The 23334-nt window shown below is 65.3% G+C and carries 19 protein-coding genes and 1 tRNA gene; 4 read left to right on the forward strand and 16 right to left on the reverse strand.

The genetic code is table 11. From position 1 onward, the window contains the following. The first annotated feature begins 4 nt into the window (after positions 1 to 4). Positions 5 to 79: transfer RNA gene (locus AC1DIX_RS11140), tRNA-Arg, on the forward strand. A 136-nt stretch (positions 80 to 215) separates the two neighbouring features. Here the strand turns inward: AC1DIX_RS11140 and AC1DIX_RS11145 are convergent. Together AC1DIX_RS11145 and AC1DIX_RS11150 are read right to left on the reverse strand one after the other, a co-directional pair. Continuing rightward, positions 216 to 1025, reverse strand: a complete 810-nt coding sequence (locus tag AC1DIX_RS11145) for a LuxR C-terminal-related transcriptional regulator (RefSeq protein ID WP_477324279.1) — start codon at positions 1023 to 1025, stop codon at positions 216 to 218. A gap of 784 nt (positions 1026 to 1809) precedes the next feature. Further along, positions 1810 to 3261: a tyrosinase family protein gene (locus tag AC1DIX_RS11150; protein ID WP_477324281.1), complete on the reverse strand. Its 1452-nt coding sequence runs from the start codon at positions 3259 to 3261 to the stop codon at positions 1810 to 1812. A gap of 161 nt (positions 3262 to 3422) precedes the next feature. Between AC1DIX_RS11150 and AC1DIX_RS11155 the strand changes: the two genes are divergently transcribed. Beyond that, positions 3423 to 3722 carry a nuclear transport factor 2 family protein gene (locus AC1DIX_RS11155; protein ID WP_442124322.1) on the forward strand — a complete coding sequence of 100 codons (300 nt, stop codon included), beginning with the start codon at positions 3423 to 3425 and terminating at the stop codon, positions 3720 to 3722. Here AC1DIX_RS11155 and AC1DIX_RS11160 read toward each other — a convergent pair whose 3' ends face one another. The 7 genes from AC1DIX_RS11160 to AC1DIX_RS11190 form a co-directional block, all read right to left on the reverse strand. Beyond that, positions 3723 to 5834, reverse strand: a complete 2112-nt coding sequence (locus tag AC1DIX_RS11160) for a hybrid sensor histidine kinase/response regulator (protein ID WP_477324283.1) — start codon at positions 5832 to 5834, stop codon at positions 3723 to 3725. Positions 5835 to 5943: 109 nt separating this feature from the next. Further along, complete coding sequence (locus tag AC1DIX_RS11165) at positions 5944 to 6648, reverse strand: response regulator (protein ID WP_477324285.1); 705 nt, start codon at positions 6646 to 6648, stop codon at positions 5944 to 5946. Positions 6649 to 6704: 56 nt separating this feature from the next. Next, entirely contained in the window at positions 6705 to 11021 is a 4317-nt protein-coding gene (locus AC1DIX_RS11170) for a hybrid sensor histidine kinase/response regulator (protein WP_477324287.1), read from the reverse strand. A gap of 60 nt (positions 11022 to 11081) precedes the next feature. Further along, entirely contained in the window at positions 11082 to 12863 is a 1782-nt protein-coding gene (ggt, locus tag AC1DIX_RS11175; RefSeq protein WP_477324289.1) for a gamma-glutamyltransferase, read from the reverse strand. A gap of 131 nt (positions 12864 to 12994) precedes the next feature. Beyond that, positions 12995 to 13762 carry a 3-hydroxyacyl-CoA dehydrogenase gene (locus tag AC1DIX_RS11180; RefSeq protein WP_442124317.1) on the reverse strand — a complete coding sequence of 256 codons (768 nt, stop codon included), beginning with the start codon at positions 13760 to 13762 and terminating at the stop codon, positions 12995 to 12997. 93 nt (positions 13763 to 13855) lie between these two features. Further along, entirely contained in the window at positions 13856 to 14632 is a 777-nt protein-coding gene (locus AC1DIX_RS11185; protein WP_477324291.1) for a hypothetical protein, read from the reverse strand. 76 nt (positions 14633 to 14708) lie between these two features. Continuing rightward, positions 14709 to 15095: a VOC family protein gene (locus AC1DIX_RS11190; RefSeq protein ID WP_477324293.1), complete on the reverse strand. Its 387-nt coding sequence runs from the start codon at positions 15093 to 15095 to the stop codon at positions 14709 to 14711. 137 nt (positions 15096 to 15232) lie between these two features. Here AC1DIX_RS11190 and AC1DIX_RS11195 point away from each other — a divergent pair, with 137 nt between their 5' ends. Together AC1DIX_RS11195 and AC1DIX_RS11200 are read left to right on the forward strand one after the other, a co-directional pair. After that, positions 15233 to 16531, forward strand: a complete 1299-nt coding sequence (locus tag AC1DIX_RS11195; protein ID WP_442124314.1) for an acetyl-CoA hydrolase/transferase family protein — start codon at positions 15233 to 15235, stop codon at positions 16529 to 16531. Between the two features lie 90 nt (positions 16532 to 16621). After that, a complete protein-coding gene (locus AC1DIX_RS11200; RefSeq protein ID WP_477324295.1) occupies positions 16622 to 17146 on the forward strand; it encodes a DsbA family protein in 525 nt (174 codons plus the stop codon). Here AC1DIX_RS11200 and AC1DIX_RS11205 read toward each other — a convergent pair. The 7 genes from AC1DIX_RS11205 to AC1DIX_RS11235 form a co-directional block, all read right to left on the reverse strand. After that, the gene (locus AC1DIX_RS11205; RefSeq protein ID WP_477324297.1) at positions 17070 to 19244 is read right to left on the reverse strand and encodes a sodium-translocating pyrophosphatase; all 2175 of its coding nucleotides are present in this window, start codon (positions 19242 to 19244) and stop codon (positions 17070 to 17072) included. The genes AC1DIX_RS11200 and AC1DIX_RS11205 overlap by 77 nt on opposite strands. A 147-nt stretch (positions 19245 to 19391) precedes the next feature. Further along, the gene (adk, locus tag AC1DIX_RS11210; protein ID WP_442124311.1) at positions 19392 to 20048 is read right to left on the reverse strand and encodes an adenylate kinase; all 657 of its coding nucleotides are present in this window, start codon (positions 20046 to 20048) and stop codon (positions 19392 to 19394) included. Between the two features lie 180 nt (positions 20049 to 20228). Beyond that, complete coding sequence (gene kdsB, locus AC1DIX_RS11215) at positions 20229 to 20981, reverse strand: 3-deoxy-manno-octulosonate cytidylyltransferase (RefSeq protein ID WP_477324299.1); 753 nt, start codon at positions 20979 to 20981, stop codon at positions 20229 to 20231. Between the two features lie 8 nt (positions 20982 to 20989). Then, positions 20990 to 21163, reverse strand: coding sequence for a Trm112 family protein (locus AC1DIX_RS11220; protein WP_442124309.1), 174 nt, complete (start codon positions 21161 to 21163; stop codon positions 20990 to 20992). Beyond that, on the reverse strand, positions 21144 to 22187 hold the full coding sequence (gene lpxK, locus AC1DIX_RS11225) for a tetraacyldisaccharide 4'-kinase (protein WP_477324301.1): 1044 nt from the start codon (positions 22185 to 22187) through the stop codon (positions 21144 to 21146). The genes AC1DIX_RS11220 and lpxK overlap by 20 nt, the downstream gene beginning before the upstream one ends. A gap of 74 nt (positions 22188 to 22261) precedes the next feature. After that, a complete protein-coding gene (locus AC1DIX_RS11230; RefSeq protein WP_477324328.1) occupies positions 22262 to 22714 on the reverse strand; it encodes an ExbD/TolR family protein in 453 nt (150 codons plus the stop codon). After that, complete coding sequence (locus AC1DIX_RS11235; RefSeq protein WP_442124307.1) at positions 22714 to 23319, reverse strand: MotA/TolQ/ExbB proton channel family protein; 606 nt, start codon at positions 23317 to 23319, stop codon at positions 22714 to 22716. Before AC1DIX_RS11235 ends, AC1DIX_RS11230 begins: the two co-directional genes overlap by 1 nt. Between the last annotated feature and the right edge of the window lie 15 nt (positions 23320 to 23334).

Below are 23334 nucleotides of genomic sequence, written 5' to 3' on the forward strand. Positions count from 1 at the left end.
AGTCCTCCCCGTAGTACAATGGATAGTACGCGCGCCTCCTAAGCGTGAGATACAGGTTCGATTCCTGTCGGGGGGACCATCTTCACGTATCAGGATGCTCCATCATCTTCTTGATGGCTGCTCTCATCAACGCTGTCGAGCGATCCCCTTGTTTATCTGGTTTGCGTTTTGCAAAAAATACCAGCAGAAGCAGGGATTGCGTCAGAACATAGCGCTCACGAATCGCCTTCGGGTCCGGATACACTCCCGATACGATGTCGTCGATGAGTTCTTGTACCGGACTCGATTTCATGGCAGTCCTTCGTGAAGATCACGCTTTGTCCTATGGCGTTCATGCCATTTCTGAATTGTGTCCTCTTGGCGACTGTCTTTTTACGTTTAGTGTGATCGACGAATAGATCGAACAGATCGTTTTCCATGGCATACAGAACCAGCTCCGAGTCGGATGTCAGGGCCAGCTTATCCAAAATATTTGCCTTGTGCGAACTCACTGTCTTTGAACTGATTCCCAATTCCCGCCCGATCGTCGACATTCTTCTGCCGATCGCAATACGCTTTAGTATTTCCAACTCACGTTGTGTCAAGTGAACGAAGGCATTCATTGCGCTGAACGACTTCAAATTTGTCGCAATGAGTGTTGCTATTTCTTTTGCGACATAAAACTGGTTCTCTGCCACGATACGGATAGCATTCAAGATGTGATCTGGCGTGCAACTTTTATATAAGATTCCCCTGGCCCCCATCTGCAGGGCCGCTTGCACCGTAACAATGTCATCCCCCAAGGTAACAGTGATCAGACGCCGATGCTTCCATTCGGAGGAGGCCAGCGCTGCAGTATTTTCATCACGATACTGCAAGGGTGCCAGGATGACTGCAACGCCATTCTTAACGGCCGCATCGGCTGCCAAGGCGTCTTCCATATAAGCAACTTCCGCAGCCACTCGTATGTCCTTATGTCGTAAAAGAAGCGATTTCATGCCCTCACGAAGCAAGGACAGGCTACTTGCCACGACTACATTAATCATTTTCAGGAGCCTTTCTTTTTTATTTCTTCTGAACAGTTCTTACACCGCAATAGCAACTGATCGGCGGCCTCACTTATCTCACATAAATTTCACCATGATAAAATAAGCTTCCCGTTCAACTACCACTAGTCAAATAGCGGACTCAACTGATAATGTAATCGATCGCACCCTTGGTGTGTCAATAAAAACACTGTTGTTTTATAGACCCATATTTTTACACTTCTTTCCTTTCAATATTGAACAACATACGACAAATAATGAACAAGCAAGACAATCGTCATATTTGGCGTTTGCGTGATTTAACTGCCGATCCAGTTCAAAAGATTTCGGCATGCATTGCCCTAATCCATCCGCATCCCCGATTACGACATTCCGTTTATTATTTTTACCTGGAAAACCGAATTCACACCCACTCATTCGTATAGCTAACCTTATTAGCCAAAGTTTATTTATTTACAATGAAATAAACAAGAACGGAGCGGCCAGGGACTCTGCTTCCGCACGGCGGCCTGGACGATAGAGAACCTTGCGGCGTCGTTCGTATTCCAGAACACACTGCGATAAGAAGCATGTCGACATTACGAATAGTGGGCGCTGGATACTCGGGACTCGAAACATGGACGCAGCTTTATCAAGCATGACATTGAATGTATCGAGTCCACCTTTTATTCGCGCAATCCTCATTTGATTGCCGCGTTGTTCACTTCCGAAGCACATGATTTACGGAGCCACTCCTGCACTTGAGCAAAGTGCAGGAACTGCTGGATCCAGCCTTATGCCGGCATTAAGAATCGTCGTCGTCGGCTTCCACCCGCACTTCCCCAATGCCGATGACTCCGCCGCTCGGGGTGTTACTGCCGCTAACCCGCACGAACGATAGCGACATCATGCCGATCTCGGTGACTGTAGCGCCGTCGATTGCCTGCTTTATCTTGTAGCGAAGACGCACAGGACCATGCCCGCTGCCGTGATGAGTTGCGGCATGAATCTCGAAAGCGCCAAGCGTACCGAGGTAGACGCTACGCGTATTGCCAGACGAGCGAGTGCTCGAAGGAAGGTTCAAATAGACCTTGTAGAAATAGCCACCCTTCCCTCCCAATTCGGACAATTCGACGGCATCCAGCACGATATGCGCCGACCGGTAAGTCTTCGCTACCCCGGCGATGCGTGCCGGGTTCCCTTTTGCGATGTCGGCCAGTGCCCGGCCGTGTTCCGCGCTGACCGGTAACTGTACGCTCACCGAACGTTCGGCGAGCCCGACATCCAGCGCACCGCCCAGCGCGAAGCTCGTGTCGCTGGTCTGATGCGGTCCGGAAATCCGAAACGAACCCACGGATGGCATCGTGCCGGGCAGGCTATCCATGGTTGCCTGCACGCGGAACAGCCGTGCATTCTCCTTGTCGCTTTCCACCTGGGCCAGAGGCAGCTTGGTTGGCATGGTTTCGTTCTGATAGCGGTAGGCCAGCGTCGTTCGAGTACTGTAGGTTTGTGTCCTGAGCATGCTCAGTGAACTCGTATACACGTGCTTCCCCGACCAATAGGAATTGGTAAGCGCCGGCATCTTGCGCCCAGCGCCGGCAGCGACCCATGACACCCATATCCTGTCGACGTTCGCATGGTGCAGCCAGAAAATGGGATCATTGGGCGAAACCATGTCCGCCATCGCGTTGCCGATGAGGTTATGGAGTTGATTGTGCGGAGCACTCTCGAAGATCGGTTCGAATGCCTGCGACTTACCTTCCTGGAAATTAGTCACCGTGCTGGCAAAGGCCGCCATGCTCAAAGCCTGCAGGACATTCGTGTTCACCCGCTCGACATAAAGAGGATTATCGGTGCTCGGGTTCGTGAACTCGGCCGGAAGTTGGGCATAGGTATAGTAATCCCAGTATGGGAGGACCAGCTTGCTGTCTCCGGAAACGGCGCGCAATTGGCGCTCGAAATAGTAGATGTAGCCGCGATGCCATGCGAGGAAATATGGAAGGCTGTGCGGGCATTTACTAACGTGAATATTGGTCCAATACGTCCAGCTATTCGGACTGCCGGCATTCGTATTCGCTTTCATCAGCCTGACGGCTTTCAACAACGAGTCATATTGTGGCGTAATCTTAAATGCCTGCCACTCGGGACGAACCGTCAGGAGGGTCTGCCCGAACAACTCGATCGGCGCAGCGGCTGCGCCCAGGGCGAGCGCAGAGCGCTCGAGAAACGCTCTTCTGCTCATATTTGCATGATCCATCTCAAACTCCTTAGTAGCTTTGTCCTACCTCAAAAACTACGCAGCCAATTGTGCTAAGCAGCCCGAAGCGTAGTTCTTGACGATATTGAAGCGTACGTAGGAGGCGTTGATCTATCTCATATGGATTGCTGTTTCCCTTAAAAGCAACCCTGCCGTTCAAGTTGCTTTCCTCGAAACCCATAGGCCATGAATGGAAGAAGTTCTTCAGCAGCACGCCGCGCGCGTTCATCGAGATGGTCGCCAAAGCACCGATGCCGGCCGAGGAGACCTTCTCCAACGTCCGCATCGACACCGATGGCGAAGTCGCCCAGGTGTGGTTCGATTACAGCTTCCTGGACGGCAGCTACCGCCGCAACTGGGGCAAGGAAAGCTGGCAGCTGGTGCGCACCGAGAAGGGCTGGAAGATCGCCGCCGTGGTCTGGTCGCAGGAAATCAATCCGGTGCCGCCGCCGAAGAAGTAATCAGGCCGGCACCTCATCGGCGGCGCCGGAGTTCGCGCCGCTGCTGACACTGGCGCCGGTCCCCGCCCCCAGCATGGCGCCCACTTTCTTGACCAGCGCCGTCATCGCGAAGGGCTTGGTCAGGAGTTCCATCTGCGCCGGCAGGGTGTCGTTGCGCATCACCGTGCTTTCCGCGTAACCGGTCACCAGYAACACCGGGATCTGCGGCCACAGCATGCGTACCTGGTCGGCCAGCTGGCGGCCGTTCATGCCGTTCGGCAGGCCGATGTCGGTCACCAGCATGTCCGGGCGCCCGCCGCGGCCGCGCTCCTGCAGCTGGCGCAGGGCCTGGGGCGCATCGGCCGCTTCCATCACCGTATAGCCCTGCAGGCGCAGGACTTCTGCCATCACGCAGCGGATCTCGGCCTCGTCGTCGACCACCAGCACCGTGCCCTTGCGACTGGCGGCCGGCAGCGGGGCATCGCCATCCGCCACTTCCGGCTGCGGCGCTTCGGCGACCAGGCGCGGCAGCAGCATGCGCACCTCGGTGCCCTTCCCCGACATGGAATCGATGCGCACATGGCCGCCCGACTGGCGCGCGAAGCCGTACACCATCGACAGCCCGAGTCCGGTGCCCTGCCCCATCGGCTTGGTGGTGAAGAAGGGATCGAAGGCGCGCGCCAGCACGTCCGGCGGCATGCCGGCGCCGCTGTCGCGCACCGTCACCAGCACGTATTCGCCGGGCTTCAGGTCGCCGTAGCGGCCCGCCTGCAGTGGCGAGATCACCGCATTCTCGGTTTCGATCACGATCACCCCGCCTTCCGGCATGGCATCGCGCGCGTTGTTGGCCAGATTCAGCAGCGCGCTTTCCAGCTGGTTCGGGTCGCACAGCGTGGTCCACGGGGCCGAATGCAGCTGGGTGCGCAGGGTGATCGAGGGTCCTGACGAGCGCTTGACCAGGTCGATCATCGACATCACCAGGGCGTTCACGCTGGTCGGCTTCGGGTCGAGGGCCTGGCGGCGCGAGAAGGCCAGCAGGCGGTGCGTGAGCGAGGCCGCGCGCTGGGTCACGCCGAGGGCGGCGTCGATGCGCGCCGGCAGGTCGCCGGTCTGGCCCATGCGCAGGCGCAGCTTCATCAGCTCCAGGTGGCCGGCCACGCCCGCCAGCATATTGTTGAAGTCGTGCGCCAGGCCGCCGGTCAGCTGGCCCACCGCTTCCATCTTTTGCGACTGGCGCAGCGCCTCCTCGGCCTGGCGCAGGGCGTCGGCCTGCTGCTTCTCGGCCGTGATGTCGCGCGCCACGCCGTACAGCAGCTCGCCCTCCGGCGAGAGCGTCCACTGCACCCAGCGATGCGAGCCGTTCTTGTGCAGCACCCGGGTCTGGTAACCGACCAGGGGCGTGCCCTGGGCCAGGATGCCCATGTGGACGGCGACGTCCTCGCGGTCGTCCGGATGCACCATCTCCATGAAGGGCCGGGTGGTCGCCTCCTCGGCGCTCCAGCCGAAGGCTTCGGTGAAGGCCGGGTTGACGGTCAGGAAGCGTCCGGTCGCCAGCGAGGCCGCCGCCATCACGTCCGGCGAGATCCGCCACAGGCGGTCGCGGTCGGCGGCATGGGCGGCTACCTGGTGGCTCAGGCTGTCGTTCAGGCGCCGCAGCTCGTCGATCGCGCGCACCTTGCCGGTGGTTTCGATCACCGTGCACAGGATGCCGGCCACCTGGCCGTCCTCGTCGCGCACCGGGCTGTACGAAAAGCTGTAGTGATGCTGGGCCGGATAGCCGAGGCGGGTGCTGGTCACCGGCAGGTCTTCGAAATAGCAGGCTTCGCCCGTCCAGGCGCGCTCGGCGATCGGACCGACCGTGTCCCAGGCTTCGCCCCAGACCTCGCGGAAAGGGCGTCCGAGCGCCGTCTTCAGGCCCAGGATGGGAAGGTAGGCGTCGTTATGGAAACTGATGAGCTCAGGGCCCCAGCACAGGAAATTCGGGAACTTGGAATTGAGGACGCTGCCCAGCGCGATGCGCAGGGCGGACGGCCAGGACGGTATCGGTCCCAGCGGCGTCGCCGACCAGTCGTGCGCGGCTATGTGTTCGCCCATCAGGCCGCCGCCCGTGAGGAAGCCGAAAGAAGAAGTCACCGTCCTGTCCATCTTGAAGCGCTCATCCGGCCGATTGTAATAAGAAACAATGGCCGGGCGGCGCGCAATTGGCACAGGCTTGCGGTCTCGCTCTGTGCGGTGACGCCCCTTACAGGGGAGCGAAGCGGCGCGCCGCCTCGATCTTGCGCTGCACCGCGGCGCCGGCAGTTGCGAGTTCGCGTGCGAGGGCGGCGCCCGCCAGCGGCAGTGCGGCCTGGGTCTCCAGCGCGGCGGCGGCGTGCAGCAGGCCGAGGGTGCGGCAGCCTTCGGCCAGGCGCGCGAGGTGGGCGCGGACGGCGTCGAACTGGCCGGCGCCCAGCAGGCGCTCGACCTCGGCGCCGGCGCTCGCCAGCTGGCGCTGCAGGCCGCCCAGGTAGAGCAGCAGGCGGGAGGCGTCGATGCCCAGCCTTTCCATGGTGGCGTCCGGGCTTTCGTCCGCCTGCTCGTCCTGCCGGGCCAGGCTGTCCAGGTAGCCGCGCACCTTGCCGGCGTCGAAGGGCTTGACGATGTAGCCGTCGGCGCCCAGGCCGATCGCCTGCTCCATGGTGGCGCCGTCGCCGGCGGCCGAGACCAGCACGAAAGGCAGGCCGGCAAAGCGCTCGTCGGCCTTGACCCGGGCCAGCAGCTCCATGCCGGACAGGCGCGGCATGCGCAGGTCGCAGAACAGCATCGCCGGATGGATGCCGGTGTCGAGCTGGCGCCAGGCGTCCTCGCCGTCCTCGGCTTCCAGCACCTCGTAGCTGCCTGCGCTGTCGATCATGTGCATCAGCATCATGCGCGACACCACGTCGTCATCGACAATCAAGACCTTCATCGCGTCTCCGCTATTGTTCTTAAGCAAATTATACCCAGTGCCCGGGCGCGCACGATTCACGCCGTGGTTTCCTCGAAGCGCGCCAGCACGGCCAGCAGCTCGGGCAGGCGCGCCCTCACCTCGTCCAGGCGGCCGGCGTCGGCTTCGCTCTCGAGTTCGGTGCACAAGCGGTGCAGCTCGGCCTCGCCCAGGTAGCCTGCACTGCCGCGCATGCCGTGCAGCAAGCGGCCGCAGGCTTCGGTGTCGCCGGCTTCCAGCGCTGCGTCGAGCTCGCTGCGGCGGCGCGGCAGGTCGGCGGCGAAGGCGGTGCGCATCTTGCCCATCATGTCGCCGGCGCGGCGGCCGAACTTCGGCGAGATGCCGACCGGCGCCGAAGGGTCCGGCAGCGCCGGCCCGCTGGACACGCCGAACATGGCGTCCAGCTCGGCCGTGGTCGGCTTGGCGGCCGGCGCGCGCACCTCGGGCGGCACCATCGGCTGCAGCTCGATCCCGCGCTGCAACTGGCGCTCGATCGCGCGGCTCAGGTGGAAGTGCAGCTGGATGTCGTCGATCGGCTTGGTGAGGAAGGCGTCCATGCCGCAGGCCAGGTAGCGCGAGCGGTCTTCCTCGCTGGCGTTGGCGGTGAGGGCGACGATCATCAGGTGCTGGTCGAGCACCGGCGCCTCCATCGGGCCGCCGGCGCGGATCAGGCGGGTGGCGGTGGCGCCGTCCATATCTGGCATGCGGCCATCCATCAGGATCAGGTCGTAGCGGGTGCGGGCGCAGGCCGCCACCGCCAGCAGCCCGTTCTCGACCACGTCGACCTGGTGGCCCAGCTCTTCCAGCATCATGCGCGCGATGATCTGGTTGGTCGGGTAATCCTCGGCGCACAGCACGCGCAGGCGGTGGGTATGCGGCTCGCGCGCCACCTGCGCCACCACCGGTGGCTGCACGCCGTCGGCCAGCGGCAGCACGAAGCTGAAGGTCGAGCCCCTGCCCGGCGTGCTGGCGGCGCCGATCGTCCCGTCCATCAGTTCGACCAGCTGGCGGCAGATCGCCAGTCCCAGGCCGGTGCCGCCGTAGCGCCGGGTGGTGCCGGCATCGGCCTGCTCGAATTTCTGGAACAGGCGCGGCAGCGCATCGGCCTCGATGCCGATGCCGGTGTCCTCGACCGAGAAGCGGATCATGTTGCGTCCCGGCGCGTCGACCTGGTCCTCGGGACGGCGCTCGACCCGCACCGTCACGGTGCCGCTCTCGGTGAACTTGAAGGCGTTGCCGACCAGGTTGACCAGGATCTGGCGCAGCCGGGTCGGATCGCCCACCACGAAGCGCGGCAGGTCGTCGTCCAGGCGGACCGCGAAGCCCACGCTGTGGGCGCCGGCCTGCTCCTCGAACAGGGTGACCACGTGGCCAATGGTTTCGTCGAGGGCGAAGTCGATGTTCTCGGTGGTCAGCTTGCCGGCCTCGATCTTCGAGAAATCCAGCAGGTCGTTGATGATCGCCAGCAGCGACTGGGCGTTGGCCTGGCCGCGCAGGATCTGTTCGCGGGTCGTGTCCTTCAGCTGGCCGTCGCGCAAGGCGAAGCCGAGCATGCCGATCACGCCGGCCAGCGGAGTGCGCATCTCGTGGCTCATGTTCGCCAGGAACTCGGACTTCTGGCGCGTGGCGTCCTCGGCGCGCTGCTTGGCCAGGTAGAGGCGCTCCTCGTTCTCCTGCAGGGCGCCGTTGGCGCGCGCCAGCTCGTCGGTGCGGCGGCGGACCTGGCGCTGCTGCTCGCGCAGCTCGGCGGTCTGGCGCTCCAGCTGGCGGTTCTGCTGTTCGATGCGCTCGGTACGCGCGCTGACCTGCAGCTCCAGCAGCTCCTTCTGGCGCCGCAGGCCGTCCACGCGGATGCGGAACACGCCGTAGCCGATGCCCAGCACCAGCAGGACCACCACGCCGCGGAACCACCAGGTCTTCCAGTACGGCGGCAGCACCGTGATCTTGAAGGAGGCCGGGGCGTCGCTCCAGACCCCGTCCTTGTTGGCGGCGCGCACCTGGAAGGTGTATTCGCCCGGGTCGAGGTTGGTGTAGGTGGCGAAGCGCTTGCCGGCATCGGCGGCGATCCAGTCGTGGTCGAAGCCGAGCAGGCGGTAGGCGAAGCGGTTGCGCTGCGGGGCCGCGAAGTGCAGCGCCGAGAACTCCAGCGTGAACACGGTGTCTTCCGCGGTCAGCGTGATGCCTTTCGCACTTTCCAGCGGCCAGGACGCCAGGCCCGGATGGCTCTTGTGCACCGGCGCGCCGAAGATCTGCATGCCGGTGATCACGGCGCGCGGCGCGATCAGGTTGTCGTGCAGGGCGCGCGGGTGGAAGGCGGTGATGCCGTTGTTGCCGCCGAAGTAGAGGGTGCCGTCGGGCGCGCGCAGGGCCGAGGCGTCGAAATAGGCGCCCTCGATGGTGCCGTCGGCGGCGTCGTAGTTGCGCCAGCTGCCGCTGACCGGATCCAGGCGCGCGATATTGCTCGAGGTGCTGACCCAGATCTGGCCGTCCTGGTCTTCCAGCATGGCCGCCACGGCGTCGTCGTTCATGCCGTCGCGGCTGGTGTAGCGCTGGAAGCGCGGGGTGCCGTCGCTGCCCACCACCATCTTGTTCAGGCCGACCGCGGTGCCGACCCACAGGTTGCCCAGGTGGTCTTCCAGCAGGTAGTGCACCTCGTCGTGGCTGAGGCTGGTGATGTCGGCCGGATCGTGGCGGAAGTGACGGAACTTGCCGGTCGCGCGGTCGAGCAGGTCGAGGCCGTCGAAGGTGCCGACCCACATCCGGCCCTGGCGGTCCTCGAGCATCGGCCGCACGATGTTGTCGGCCAGGCTGGCGCCCTCGGCCGGGTTGTGCTGGTAGGTGACCAGCTTGCCGCTCTTCGGATCCAGCCGGTGCAGGCCGCCGCGGGTGGCGATCCACAGCACGCCGTCTCGCGCCACCATCAGGTTGCGCACGAAGTTGGCGTTGGCGTCGCTGGCGGACAGCGTGCGCCGCGTCAGGCGGCCGCTCTTCGGGTCCAGGTGGACCAGGCCGTTGCGGGCGCCGATCCACAGGCTGCCGTCGCGGTCGACGGCCACCGCGGTGGCCATCGCGTTACCCGACAGCCCGGCCTCGCCCGGCGCCAGGCGCCAGGTCTTTTCCTGGCGGGTGAGCGGATCGAAGTGGTGCAGACCGCCGTTACTGGCCAGCCACAGCTTGCCGCCGGCGTCGGCGACGATGCCGCGCACCTTGTTGTCGTTGAGGGTGATCGGCAGGTCGGGACCGCGCACGATGCGCGCGAAACCGCCGCCGCCGAGGTCGGCGCGCGAGACCCCGCCATACCAGGTGCCGGTCCAGAAGGTGCCGACGCGGTCGCTGTACAGGGCCGAGACCTGGTTGTCGCCCAGGCTGAAGTTGTCGGTAATGCGGTGCGGATGGTTCTCGAAGCGGCCGGCCGCCGGCAGCCAGCGGTACAGGCCACTATCGTGGGTGCCGACCCAGACCTGACGCTCGCCGTCCTGGTAGAGCGCGCTGACCTCGCCAGGCGGCATGCCGTTCGCCACGCCGAACAGGGTGAGCGCTTCCGCCCCGCCCTGCCCCTGGCCCTTGGAATCCAGTGCGCGGCGTTCCAGGCCGCCCATGCTGCCGATCCACAGGCGGTGGCTGGCGTCCAGCAGCAGGGCCTGGACCACGTCGAACTTGCCGCCCTGCGGCGAGCGGTGGTGGTTGAAGCGCATCAGGTCCGGCTCGATGCTGTCCAGCCCGTTCGCCGTGCCGACCCATAGCCGGCCGCCGGGATCCAGCGCCAGCGAGCTCAGATTGTCGGATGCCAGGCTGTCGGCCACGCCGGGCACGTGGTGCCAGGTGGCGAAGCGCTTGCTGGCGATGTCGAAGTGTTGCAGGCCGTCGCTGGTGGCCAGCCACAAGCCTTCCTTGCCGTCGTCGGCAATGGCGCGGATGTGGCGGTTGCCGTTGCCGCGCTTGGCCGGCTCGTCCGGCAGATAGCTGGAAAAGCTGCCGCTGTCCGGATGGTAGAGGGCGAGGCCGCCGTCGGTGCCGATCCACAGCCGCCCCTTGTGGTCGACGTAGAGCACGCGCACCCAGTTGTTGACCAGCGAGCTCGGATCGCCGACCACGTTGCGGAAGTTGGTGAAGCGGTAGCCGTCGTAGCGGGACAGGCCGGACTGGGTGCCGAACCACATGAACCCGTCGCGGTCCTGGACGATGGCCAGCACCGATTCCTGGGCCAGCCCGTCATCCACCGACAGGTGTTCGAAGCGCAAGGTCGGGGTCGGCGCAGCGAACGCCGTCCCGCCCAGCAGGCAGGCCAGCGTCAGCAGCAGCAACGCGCAAAGGCGCTGCAGCGAGCGCCCTACCAGGTCATGTTTAGTATCCACAAAGCAAGGGTAGCAAAGTCTGCCGCCCCTTTGTTGGATAAATACACTTTTGCTATCGTTTTAGTCGCCTTTTGCCACACCTTCGCGGCGCGGGTCGGCGCCGCCGAACCACAGCGGCACGCCATGGATGTCCATGCGTTCGATGCCGTGCAGGCCGGAGTTCTGGTCGAACACGCGGACCGTGTGGCCGCGCGCCTTCAGCTGCTCGATCGTGGCAAGCGGGAAGCGCCCCGCTTCGAGCTCGGTCGGGCCGTTGCGGCTGCCGAAGTTCGGCAAGGCGATCGCCTCCTGCACGTTGAGCCCCCAGTCGAGGGTGCCGACCAGGACCTTGGCCACATAGTTGATGATCAGCGGTCCGCCAGGCGAACCGATCGCCTCGACGAAGCGGCCGGTCTTCTTGTCGAACACGATGGTCGGGCTCATCGCGCTGCGCGGACGCTTGCCTGGCTCGACCCGGTTGGCGATCGGACCGCTGGCGTCACGCGAATCGAAGGAAAAGTCGGTCAGCTGGTTGTTGAGGATGAAGCCGTCGACCATCTGGCGCGAGCCGAAGGCATCCTCGACGCTGGTGGTCATGGACAGGCCGGCGCCATACTGGTCGACGGCCACGATATGCGAGGTCGAATGCGCCTCGATCGAATTGTCCAGGCCCCAGTTCCAGGCCATTTCCACGCCCGGCGGATTGCCCGCCTCGGCCTTGCCCATCGAGCGTGGCCCGATCAGGCTTGCGCGTTTGCCCAGGTAGTTCTTGTCCAGCAGGGCCGGAATGCCTCGGCCCGGCAGCGGCACGAAGTCGGTGTCGGCGGCGTAGCGGTCGCGGTCGGCATAGGCCAGGCGTCCGACTTCCGAGAACAGGTGCACCGCGTCGGCGTTCGGGATGCCGTTGGTGGGTGCCAGCGCCTTCATGTCGCGGGTTTCGAACATGCCCAGCATCTGGGCCACGGCGATGCCGCCCGAGGATGGCGGCGGCATGCCGCAGACCGTGTAGGCGCGGTAGTCGCTGCAGACCGGCTCGCGCAACTTGGGCTGGTAGGCGGCGATGTCGGCGGCGGTGAGCAGGCCCGGATTGGTCGGGTGGCTCTTGACCTTGGCTTCGATGTCGCGCGCGATGCGCCCTTGGTAGAAGACGTCGGCGCCGCCCTCGGCGATCTCGCGCAGGGTGCGTGCCAGCGCCGGATTCTTGAGGACGTGGCCGACCGGCCAGGGCTTGCCGTCCGGGCCGTAGAAATAGGCGCGCGCGGCCGCATCCTTGCGAATCCAGGCGTCGCCGGCCAGCAGCTGGTGCAGGCGCGGGCTGACCTTGAAACCGTTCTCGGACAGGCGGATCGCCGGCCCGAACAGGGTCTTCCAGGGCAGCTTGCYATGCTGCTTGTGGGCCAGGGCCAGCATGCGCAGCACGCCCGGCGCGCCGGTCGAACGGCCGCCGACGATGCCCTCGGTGCGCGACAGGGGGCTGCCGTCCGGGTGCTGGAACAGGTGCTCGTCGGCTTTCGATGGCGCGGTCTCGCGGCCGTCGAAGGCCTGCACCTTCTTGCCGTCGTAGTACATCAGGAAGGCGCCGCCGCCGATGCCGGAAGATTGCGGCTCGACCAGGKTCAGCACCAGCTGGGTCGCGATGCCGGCGTCGATCGCCGTGCCGCCCTGCTTCAGCATCTCGTAGCCGGCCTCGACCGCCAGCGGATTGGCGGCCGCGACCATGTAATTGCGCGCGGCCCAGCCGGACTTCTGCTGGTAGCCGGTGGCGGCTTCGGGGGCGCGCTGGAGTGAATCCTGAGCGAGGACAGGGAATTGGATGCTGGCCAGGACGGCCGCGAGGACGATCAGCTTCGACTTCAACTTCATTCGGTTCTCCGGAAAAAAACAGGGCGTGCAGCCGAAGGTGTTGTCGACCCGCACGCCCGATATCACGGAGCATCCTACATCAAATAAGCAAGTTGCTCACGGCAAGTCCGCGCCTGACTATCCTCTGCCGATTATTTCGGCTGCATCCGGATCGCGCCATCCAGGCGGATCGTCTCGCCATTCAGCATGGTGTTTTCGATGATGGTCCTGGCCAGGTGGGCGTACTCGCCCGGCATGCCGAGACGCTGCGGGAACGGCACCATCTTGCCCAGCGCATCGCGCACTTCCTGCGGCATGCCCATCAGCATCGGGGTCTCGAAGATGCCCGGGGCGATGGTCATCACGCGGATGCCGCTGCGCGACAGGTCGCGCGCCATCGGCAAGGTCATGCCGGCCACGCCGGCCTTCGAGGCGCCGTAGGCAGCCTGGCCGATCTGGCCGTCGAAGGCCGCGACCGAGGCGGTGTTGATGATGACGCCGCGCTCGCCGTGCTCCAGAGCGTCGGTCTTGCCCATGGCGTCGGCCGCCAGGCGGCACATATTGAAGGTGCCGACCAGGTTGATGTTGATCGCGCGCTGGAAGGCGTCCAGCGGGTGCGGGCCGTCCTTGCCGACGGTCTTGATGGCGGGCGCCACGCCGGCGCAGTTGACCAGGCCGCGGACCGTGCCCATCGCGGTGGCGGCCTCGACGACGGCCATGCCGTCCGCCTCAAGGGTCACGTCGCACTTCACGAAGCGCGCCTTGCCATTGCCGAGTTCGGCGGCCAGCTTCTCGCCGGCGTCAAGCTGCACGTCGGCCAGCACGACCATGCCGCCGGCTTCCACGATCATGCGCGCAGTCGCGGCGCCCAGGCCGGACGCGCCGCCGGTCACGATGAATACATTGTTCTGAATCTGCATGCTGCTGTCTCCTCCAGTTTCGAGTAAATCGAGTAACGTTTACGTAAACGTCAACTCCTGGATTGTAGCGAGCTTCAGCGATCAGCGCCATGTTTATAAGCATTGAACGGTCGTGCCGACGCGGGTGCAGGGGCGCCCGCTGCTGCTGACGCCGGCGCCGGTGGGGCCGAGGTTGTAGGTGCCGCCGGCGGCGTCGCGGCAGGCCCCGCCGACGCAGGAATTCAGCGGCGCCGAACTCGGCACCACGGGCTCGGGCGCCATGGCGGGCGCCGGCACCGGCACCGCGCCATAGCCGATCGCCGCCGCCTCGCCGCCATCCAGCGGACGCGGCGCCAGCGGACCGGCCGGCTGCCAGGCTTCGCGGCGGCGCTGGGTCCGGCTCGACTGCTTCTGCTGCTTCTGGCGCGGCTGCTGCGACTGCTGGGGCGGGGCCTGGCGGGTCAGGCTGTCGGTCTCGTCATGCACCTCGGCCGGGTCCTTGCGCGTGGGATCGGCGGTCTGCGGCTGGCGCGGGTTCAGGACCGGACCGTAGCTGGGTCCCTGGTTACCGCTCGGCAGCGTCGAGGGCGGCGCCGCGTTCGGAGTCGTAGTGCGCGCGGGCCGGGCGGCATCGCTGTGGCCGGCCGCCTCGTCGGCCACGCCGGCATCCTGGTTGGCCCGGTCGGTGCTCTGGGTCCGGGCCCCGGTGGCGGCGCTCTCCTCCTTGCGCAAATAGGATTCGGCCTGCTGCCGGGCTTCCTGGGCCTGCCGCGTCTGCTGCGGACTCTCGACCTGGGGCTGGACTTGAGACTGGCGCGCCTGGGCCGCCGGGACCGTGCCTACAAGCAGCGCGGACAGCGCCAACGCGCCGCATATTCCGATCTGATTCATGGCTCACCTCGATTGGCTGGATGAGGCCATTATCGGCGCGCGCAGTGACGGCAGGCGCGCGCCTGCATGACAGGAATTACTGGCCGGGCGGCGGCTCCCACAGCTCGACCTTGTTGCCCTCGGGATCGATGACCCAGCCGAACTTGCCGTACTCGCCGTCCTCGGTCTTGTCGAGCACCTGGCAGCCCTCGTCGCGCAGGGCCTGCAGCAGCGCGGCCAGCTCATGAACCCGGTAATTGATCATGAAGGGCGCAGTGCTGGGCGCGTACAGCGTGGTGTCCGATGCGTTGATCGACCAGACCGTCATGCCGCCGGTCGGCTTGCCCTCTTCGTCGCTCCAGCTGAAGGCCGTGCCGCCCCACTCCATGACGTCGATGCCGAGGTGTTGCTTGTACCAGGCGCGCAAGCTCACCGGGTCCTTTGCGTTAAAGAAAATGCCACCGATGCCAGTTACCCGTTTCATGCGCTCTCCCGTCTCCAAAAATTGTCGAATTAAAACTCTTTCACTGTAGCAGGGCGTCAACTCCCTGTCAGCATCCGGGCGTAGCCTGCTATGCTGGACAGGAATACGGCACCACAGGATAACGACAGGAGACGGCAATGCAGACTCTGCAGGAGATGTACCAGTCGAAACGCGGCAGCGCCCTCGACGCCCTTGATCACTTGCTCGACGGTGACATGATCATCGTGCCCACCGGGGTCGGCGAGCCCCCTTCCCTGCTGCACGCGCTATCCGAACAGTACCGACGCTTCAACGACGTCAAGGTCGCGCAGATCCTGGCGATGCGCAAGTACGGCTACTTCGAGAAAGCGTGCCGGCCGCACGTGCGCCACGCGGCGCTGTTCTTCGGCGGCGCCTCGCGCGCCGGTGGCCAGGGCGGCTGGTGCGACTTCATCCCGAACTATTTTTCCGAGATTCCGACCCTGATCGAACGTGGCCTGATGCCGGCCGACGTCGTGTTCGCCATGGCCTCACCGATGAGCGCCTCCGGCCACTTCGCCCTCAGCCTGGGCGCCGACTACACGATGGCGGCGGTGGCCAAGGCGCGCGCAGTGGTGCTCGAGGTGAATCCGAACGTGCCCTTCACCCATGGCCAGTGCCACGTCCATCTGTCGCAGGTGACGGCGATCGTCGAGAGCGACGACCCGATCATGGAAGTCGGCCTGCCGAAGATCGGCCCGGTGCAGGAAGCCATTGGGCTTCTCGTGGCCGAACACATCGAGGACGGTTCGACCCTGCAGATCGGCTACGGCGGCATCCCGGACGCGGTGGTGATGCAACTCACCGGCAAACGCGACCTCGGCATCCACACCGAGATGATCGGCGACGGCATTCTGACCCTGGTCGAATCCGGCGCCGTCAACAACAGCAGGAAGACCCTGTTGCCGGGCAAGATGGTGGCCACCTTCGCGCTCGGCTCGCGCAAGCTCTACGAGTTCATGCACCACAACCCGATGCTGGAGATGCATCCGTCGAACTTCACCAACGACCCGTATATCGCCGGCCAGAACGACAAGCTGGTGACGATCAACGCCAGCCTCCAGGTCGACCTGCTCGGGCAATGCGGCAGCGAAAGCATCGGCCACCTGCCCTACTCAGGCACCGGCGGCCAGGTCGACTTCGTGCGCGCCGCCAACCGCTCGCGCGGCGGCAAGTCCTTCATCGTGCTGCCTTCGACCGCCAAGGACGGCACGGTGTCGCGCATCGCGCCGACGCTCTCGCCCGGCACCCACGCCACCACCAGCAAGAACGACGTCAACTATGTGGTGACGGAATGGGGCGTGGCCCAGCTGCGCGGCAAGTCGGCCAAGCAGCGCGCCCAGGCGCTGATTGCGATTGCGCATCCGGATTTCAGGCCATGGCTGAGAGAAGAAGCCGACAAGATGTGCGTGTTTTGATTCGGCGCTCCTCTTGATTCCTTCCCGAAACTCGCGGCGGCGATCCTGAGCGCATGCCATGATGCCGCCATCGCAAGCACAGGAGGATCGATGAACCGAGTAGACGAAATCGGCACGGACGAACACGTGCGCGGCCCACAGGATGCCGCGCTGACCTTGATCGAATATGGCGATTTCCAGTGCCCCTACTGCGCGCGGGCACATGCCGGCCTGACCGCCCTGACGGACGAGGTCGGCAGCATCCGCCTGGTGTACCGCCACCTGCCGCTGGCCGGCTTCCACCCGCTGGCCGAACTCGCGGCGGAAGCGGCCGAGGCCGCCGGCAGCCAGGGCAAGTTCTGGGACATGCACGACCTGCTGTTCGAACAGCAGCGCACGGTCATGGACAAGCAGGACCTGGCCGTTCTGGCCGAAAGCCTGGACCTCGACATCGAGCGCTTCCGCACCGAGGTGCTGGAGCGCCGCCACCGCCCGCGCGTGCAGCAGGATCTCGCGCGGGCCCACCATGACGGCGCCACCGGCACGCCGACCTTCTTCATCAACGGCGTGCGCTATCGCGGTGATTCGGATCGCGATTCGCTGCGACGGGCCCTGGAAGAGGCGCTGGGACGCTGACGGCGCGTTCGGCCACGGCGGCCGCCGGGTGCATCAGGCCGGGCTCCGTCACCGCCAGCCAGCCGCCGCCCGCCGGCAGCAGCGGCACCAGCAGCAGCGCGACGATGTTGATGATCTTGATCAGCGGGTTCACCGCCGGCCCGGCCGTGTCCTTGTAGGGGTCGCCGACCGTATCGCCGGTGACGGCCGCCTTGTGGGCCTCGGAACCCTTGCCGCCGAAGTGATTGTCCTCGATGTACTTCTTGGCGTTGTCCCAGGCGCCGCCGCCGGTGGTCATCGAAATCGCCACGAACAGGCCGGTGACGATGGTCCCCATCAGCATGCCGCCCAGGGCGATCGGACCCAGCAGCATGCCGACCGCCACCGGCACCACCACCGGCAGCAGGGAGGGCAGGACCATCTCGCGGATCGCCGAGGCGGTCAGCATGTCGACGGCCTTGTCGTATTCCGGCTTGCCGGTACCGGCCATGATGCCAACGATCTCGCGGAACTGGCGCCTGACCTCGACCACGACGGCGCCGGCGGCCCGCCCCACCGCCTCCATCGCCAGCGCCCCGAACAGGTAGGGCACCAGGCCGCCGATGAAGAGGCCGACGATCACCATCGGATTCGACAGCTCGAAGCTGATGCGGGTGCCGCCCGCCTCCAGCGCATGCGTGTAGTCGGCGAACAGCACCAGCGCCGCCAGCCCGGCCGAGCCGATCGCATAGCCCTTGGTGACGGCCTTGGTGGTGTTGCCGACGGCATCGAGCGGATCGGTGACGGCGCGCACGCTGTCCGGCAGGCCGCTCATCTCGGCGATGCCGCCGGCGTTGTCGGTGATCGGCCCGTAGGCGTCCAGGGCGACGATGATGCCGGCCATCGACAGCATGGCGGTGGCGGCGATGGCGATGCCGTACAGCCCCGCCATCGCAAAGGCCAGCAGGATCGCGGCGCAGACCGCCAGCACCGGATAGGCGGTCGCCTTCATCGAGACGCCCAGGCCGGCGATGATGTTGGTGCCGTGGCCGGTGGTGGAGGCTTCGGCGATGTGGCGCACCGGGCGGAACTCGGTGCCGGTGTAGTACTCGGTGATGTAGACCATCGAACCGGTCAGCAGGATGCCGACCAGGGCGCAGCCCAGCATGCGCCAGCGCATGGCGTCGTCCGGCCACACCAGCCAGGTGACCACGGCAAAGCCGATCAGCGACAGCCCGGCCGACCACCACAGCCCCGTGTACAGGGCCGACATGATCTTGTGCCCGGGCCGGTTCTTGACCAGCGAGCAGCCGATGATCGAGGAGATGATCGACACCGCGCCCAGCAGCATCGGGTAGATCACTGCCGTGCCGCCCATCGTCGGCACCATGAGGGCGCCGAGCAGCATGGTCGCCACCAGCGTCACGACATAGGTCTCGAACAGGTCGGCCGCCATGCCGGCGCAGTCGCCGACGTTGTCGCCCACGTTGTCGGCGATCACGGCGGGATTGCGCGGATCGTCCTCGGGAATGCCGGCCTCGACCTTGCCGACGAGGTCGGCGCCGACGTCGGCGCCCTTGGTGAAGATGCCGCCGCCCAGGCGCGCGAAGATCGAGATCAGCGAGGCGCCGAAGGCCAGGCCGACCAGGGGCTGGATGGTGTCATGCAGAGACAGCGCCGGGTCGGCGCGCGCCACCAGGAGCCAGTAGAACAGCGACACCCCGAGCAAGCCGAGGCCGACCACCAGCATGCCGGTGATGGCGCCGCCGCGGAAGGCCACGTGCAGGGCCTGGTCCAGTCCGAGTGAGGCGGCCTGGGCGGTGCGGACGTTGGCGCGCACCGAGACGTTCATGCCGATGAAGCCGCAGGCGCCGGACAGCACGGCGCCGGCCAGGAAACCGGCCGCGGTCAGACCGCCGAGAAGAAAGAAGATGAGCACCAGCAGGATCACGCCGACGATGGCGATGGTGCGGTACTGGCGCGCCAGGTAGGCCGACGCGCCCTGCTGGATGGCCAGCGAGATTTCCTGCATGCGGCCGTTGCCGGGATCCTGTTGCAGGACCCAGCTGCGCGACCACAGCCCGTAAAGTACCGCGATGACGCCGCATGCGACGGCGAAGCCCAGCTGTGTGGATGCCATATCGTCCCTCCCCCATTGTCCTTCGATCAAGTACTACTATTACTTACGCGAGTAATGCGAACTTTGATCCAAAAACCTGGACGGATGGCACGACGTCATCCGGAGCCAACGGGCGGCCGCGTTCTGCGGGCGCGCCCGGACAAGCGATTATTCAGCCAGTGCGGCGAAGGCGGCCTCGCGCACCTGCTCGACCGGGCCCACGCCCGAGATCTTGCGGTACTTGGGCGCACCCGGCAGGCCCGACTGCGCCCACTTGTTGTAGTAGCCGAGCAGGACTTCGGTCTGGTTGTGGTAGACGGCCAGACGCTTCTTGACGGTTTCTTCCTGGTCGTCGTCACGCTGGACCAGCGGCTCGCCGGTGACGTCGTCCAGGCCTTCCACCTTCGGCGGATTGAACTTGACGTGGTACACGCGGCCCGAAGGCTGGTGGGTGCGGCGGCCGGTCATGCGCTCGACGATCATCTCGTCCGGCACGTCGATTTCCAGCACGTAGTCGATGTTCACGCCGCTTTCCTTCATCGCGTCCGCCTGCGCGATAGTGCGCGGGAAGCCGTCGAACAGGTAACCGTTGGCGCAGTCCGCCTCCTTCAGGCGCTCCTTCACCAGGCCGATGATGATGTCGTCCGACACCAGCTGGCCCGCGTCCATCACCTTCTTCGCCGCCAGGCCCAGCTCGGTGCCGGCCTTGATGGCTGCACGCAGCATGTCGCCGGTGGAGATCTGGGGAATATTGTATTTTTCTTTAATGTAATTCGCCTGAGTGCCTTTACCGGCGCCGGGGGCTCCTAACAGAATGAGACGCATGAAGGATTTCCTAAAAGGTGTTGAAGACGGTCATCATTTCTGATGGCCGAGTTTGATGCATATTTGACTAGCTTGATCCGAAAGTTACCACAAAAGCAGGCCCCGACGCCACTGCCGGAGGGCCATCGCAGGGTCTGCTTGACATGGCGCAGACCGCTAGCGCCATGGTTTCCATCAGGATCAAGATGCGAAGTAAGAACGTACGCGCGCCAGGTCTTCCGGGGTGTCTACCCCAGCCGCAGGGGCGCTGTCGGTGACGTGGACCGCGATCGGCACGCCATGCCAGAGCACGCGCAACTGTTCCAGCGCTTCGATCGTTTCGAGCGGAGAGGGTTCCAGTTGCGGATACTGCTGCAGGAAAGCGTTGCTGTAAGCATACAAACCGATGTGGCGCAGCGGCAGGTAATCGCCCGGCAAGGCGTCGCGGTTCCGGGCGAAACCGTCGCGGTGCCAGGGGATGGTGGCGCGCGAGAAGTAGAGGGCGCGGCCGAGCTTGTCCAGCACGACCTTGACCACGTTCGGATTGAAGGCGTCCGCCGCGTCGTGCAGCGGGTGGGCGCAGGTGGCCATCGGCACCTCGGCGCCGATGCGGGCCGCGCAGGCGGACAGCAGGGCCGGGTCGATCAGCGGCTCGTCGCCCTGCAGGTTGACCACGACGGCATCGGCGGGCAGGCCGAGGGTGCGCGCCACTTCGGCGATGCGGTCGGTGCCCGACGGATGGCTTGCTTCGGTCATGCAGGCTTCGACGCCATGGGCGGCGCAGGCGGCGAGGATGTCGGCGTGGTCGGTGGCGACCACGATGCGCGCGGCGCCGGACGCTTTGGCGCGCTCGGCCACGCGCACCACCATGGGCTTGCCACCGAGGTCGGCCAGCGGCTTGTTCGGCAGCCGGGTCGAAGCCAGGCGCGCCGGGATGATGACGATGAAGCTCATGAGGCGATTCAGACGGCCGGTTCGACCTTGCGGGCCTGGTCGGCCCACATGATCGGGATGCCGTCGCGGATCGGATAGGCCAGGCGGTCCGGGCGGCAGATCAGCTCCTGCGCTTTCTTGTCATATTCGAGCGGGCCTTTGCACAGGGGGCAGACCAGGATATCAAGCAGTCGGGCGTCCACGACATTTCTCCACGATTTGAGCGGCCAGCGCAGGGTCGATCTGCGCCGTGACCGGGACGACCCACAGGCGCGGGTCGTTGTTCAGGTGTTCAAGTTGCCGACATTTTACTGCATCCTTCTCGGTAATCAGGATGAGCCCGGCGTCCAGGCCCTGGAAAGGATCGTCCAGGAAGTCGTGGTGGTCGGGCAGCGGCAGCTCCTGCGGCGCCAGGCCGGCATTCCGCAGCATGGCGAAGAAGCGTCCCGGATTGCCGATGCCGGCCGCGGCCACGACGCGCTTGCCGGCCGCAACGCCGGCCAGCTCGGCCAGCGGCAGGCGCCGCGCCGGATCGCAGAGCTGCTCGGCATGATCGCCCGCCAGCCGCATCTGGTAAGGCCGGCCGCCCACCGCCAGCGCCAGCGCCGGCGTCAGCTCGGGCGTATTGACCACCGTAAAATCTCGGCGGCGCGAAGGCGGCTCGCGCAGCGGCCCGGCCGGAAGTAGCCAGCCGTTGCCGACGCCGCGGCCGTCGAACAGCACCAGCTCGACGTCGCGCCGCAGCGCGTAATGCTGGAGCCCGTCGTCCGTCACCAGCACGTCGACCCCGGGATGGCGCGCCAGCAGATGGCGGCCCGCCTCGGCGCGGCGGCGCCCCACCACCACCGGGCAGCCGGTGCGGGCGGCGATCAGCAGCGGTTCGTCGCCGACTTCGYGCGCGCTCGACCCGGCCAGCACCTCGCGCGGACCGCTGTCGGCATCGCCGCCATGGCCGCGCGAGATCACGCCCGGGCTCAGGCCGGCTGCGCGCAGCTGCTCGACCAGCCAGATGGTCAGCGGGGTTTTACCCGTACCGCCGATGAAGATATTGCCGACCACGATGACGGGTACCGGCAGGCCTTCGGATTGCAGGATGCCAAGGCGGAACAGGCCGGCGCGCAGGGCCGCCAGCAGGCGGAACAGCAGGGACAGCGGCCACAGCGCCAGGGCCAGCGGGCCGCGCCGCAGCCAGGCGCGGGTGAGGGTTGATTCGAGGGAGGATGCCATATCAGGAACGATACGCGTTACCGCATAAACGTCGTTCCCGCGAAAGCGGGGACGACGGTAGCCTGGCGCCGTGTTTACTTCTGCCCGCCCGTCTGCGCCGCGAACGTCAGCTTGTCATACCCCGCCATGCGCGCCGCTTCCAGCACATTGATCACCATCTGGTGCATGGCAAACTGGTCGGCATTCACGATGATCACCGGGTCCTTGACCGGACTGGCCAGCGGCTGGCCGTCCGCGCCGGTGCTTGCCGCGCGCTTGAGGTCGTCGGCGAGGCCGGCCACGCCGTGGAAGGACACCGGCAGGTTATTCACAGTGTAATTACCCTTGGCATCGACGGTGACGTTGATCTCGAAGGGCTTGTCGATCGCCTTCTCGGCGTCGGCGGTCGGCAGGGTGATCTGCAGCTCGGTGAACTTGCTGTAGGTGGTGGTGACCATCAGGAAGATCAGCACCACCAGCAGCACGTCGATGAACGGGATCAGGTTGATCTCCGGATCCTCGCGCTTGCGGCCGCGGCGGAAGTCCATCATTTGCGGGCACCGTGGACGACGTCGACGAATTTCACGGCCTTCAGCTCCATATCCATGATGAAGCTGTCGACCAGGGCGCGGAAGTGGCGGTAGAACACCAGGGCCGGCATCGCGATTGCCAGGCCGAAGCCGGTGTTGTACAGGGCCACCGAGATGCCGTGGGCCAGCTGGGCCGGATTGGTGCCGGACGCATTCTGGGCGCCGAAGATCTCGATCATGCCGACCACGGTGCCGAACAGGCCCATCAGCGGCGCCAGCGAGGCGATCGTGCCCAGGGTGGTCAGGAAACGTTCCAGCACATGGGCCACGCCCCTGCCCGCCTCTTCGATCGACTCCTTCATCACGTCGCGCGGGGCGTCGACGTTGCGCAGGGCCGCGGCCAGCACGGCGCCGAGCGGCGAGTTGGTCTGCAGCTTGTCGATGATGTCCGGCGTAACCTTGCCGCTGCGATAAACCTGAATGACTTCGTCGAGCAGCTGGCGCGGCAGGATTTTTTCGCGGCGCAAGTAGATCAGGCGTTCGATGATCAGCGCCAGTGCGATGATCGAGGCAATCAGCAACAACCAGATGGGCCAGCCGGCGGCTTGGAGAATGGCGAGCAAAAGGAACTCCTGGGT

The organism is Massilia sp. 05N420 (assembly GCF_056397205.1).